Raw genomic sequence first — 313 nt, forward strand, 5'->3', positions numbered from 1 at the left:
CAGTTAAAGCCTTATCGGGGGGAGAACGAAATCGTTTATTGCTCGCAAAATTATTACTCAAACCAAATAATTTATTGATTCTTGACGAACCGACCAATGACCTTGATGTAGAAACATTGGAGCTTTTAGAAGAAATTTTGACTGATTATCAAGGCACATTGTTAATTGTGAGCCACGACCGTCAATTTATCGATAATACTGCCACAGAATGTTATTTATTCGAAGGTGAAGGGCGTTTGAATAAGTATGTGGGAGGATTCTTTGATGCGAAACAGCAACAAGCCAATTTCTGGGCAAGTAAAGCAGTGGAAGA

General features: G+C 38.3%; 1 protein-coding gene. It reads left to right on the forward strand.

The window, feature by feature from the left end; all coding sequences use genetic code 11:
* A partial coding sequence (locus HMPREF2644_RS07825) for an ATP-binding cassette domain-containing protein (protein ID WP_143422625.1) occupies positions 1-313 on the forward strand: 313 nt, incomplete at both ends.

It is taken from the genome of Haemophilus sp. HMSC071C11 (genome assembly GCF_001837655.1).
In the GTDB taxonomy this organism is placed as follows: domain Bacteria; phylum Pseudomonadota; class Gammaproteobacteria; order Enterobacterales; family Pasteurellaceae; genus Haemophilus; species Haemophilus influenzae.